Source organism: Exiguobacterium sp. s39, assembly GCF_018618925.1.
GTDB lineage: Bacteria > Bacillota > Bacilli > Exiguobacteriales > Exiguobacteriaceae > Exiguobacterium_A > Exiguobacterium_A abrahamii.
In genome coordinates, this window is record NZ_JACSNA010000012.1 from 1 (window position 1) to 796 (window position 796).

Annotated in this window: 6 tRNA genes and 1 rRNA gene; all 7 read right to left on the reverse strand. The window is 51.1% G+C overall.

What is annotated here, in order from left to right:
• Nucleotides 1-95: 95 nt before the first annotated feature.
• A tRNA-Ala gene (locus KNQ11_RS16630) sits at nucleotides 96-171 on the reverse strand.
• Nucleotides 172-193: 22 nt separating this feature from the next.
• Nucleotides 194-270: transfer RNA gene (locus KNQ11_RS16635), tRNA-Pro, on the reverse strand.
• A 4-nt stretch (nucleotides 271-274) separates the two neighbouring features.
• A tRNA-Arg gene (locus tag KNQ11_RS16640) sits at nucleotides 275-348 on the reverse strand.
• 38 nt (nucleotides 349-386) lie between these two features.
• Nucleotides 387-473 (reverse strand) — tRNA-Leu (locus tag KNQ11_RS16645).
• Nucleotides 474-535: 62 nt separating this feature from the next.
• Nucleotides 536-611: transfer RNA gene (locus KNQ11_RS16650), tRNA-Thr, on the reverse strand.
• A gap of 14 nt (nucleotides 612-625) precedes the next feature.
• Nucleotides 626-701: transfer RNA gene (locus tag KNQ11_RS16655), tRNA-Val, on the reverse strand.
• A 9-nt stretch (nucleotides 702-710) separates the two neighbouring features.
• Nucleotides 711-796, reverse strand: a 5S ribosomal RNA gene (rrf, locus tag KNQ11_RS16660); the annotation flags it as partial.

Here is a 796-nt window from a genome sequence, read left to right on the forward strand (position 1 = left end):
TCACGATTGACGAAGCTTGCGCTTCATTCGTTTTTGTATTCCGTAGAATACGATTTTTGCCTCATCGTTCAGTTTTCAAAGTTCGTCATAAAAAATGGTGGAGCCTAGCGGGATCGAACCGCTGACCTCCTGCGTGCAAGGCAGGCGCTCTCCCAGCTGAGCTAAGGCCCCATTAAAGGGATGAAATTGAAGATGGTCGGGAAGACAGGATTCGAACCTGCGACCCCTTGGTCCCAAACCAAGTGCTCTACCAAGCTGAGCTACTTCCCGAAAATGCACCCTGAGAGATTCGAACTCCCGACCCCTTGATTCGTAGTCAAGTACTCTATCCAGCTGAGCTAAGGGTGCGGAATATAAGGATCAAACAGCAAACATCAAAATGAAAATGGTACCGAGGGCCGGAATCGAACCGGCACGGGGAAACCCCCGCAGGATTTTAAGTCCTGTGCGTCTACCAGTTCCGCCACCCCGGCAGGGATATAAAAGGTAGAACCTTCATTCATAGTTGAATTCTGGTGATCATTGAAGATAAAAATGGTGCCGGCAACAGGAGTCGAACCCGCGACCTACTGATTACAAGTCAGTTGCTCTACCAGCTGAGCTACACCGGCAAGTGTAATGAAAATGGTGGAGGATGACGGGATCGAACCGCCGACCCCCTGCTTGTAAGGCAGGTGCTCTCCCAGCTGAGCTAATCCTCCATATGTATCGCCTGGCAGCGTCCTATCCTCACAGGGGGAAGCCCCCAACTACTTTCGGCGTTCAAGTGCTTAACTTCCGTGTTCGGCATGGGAAC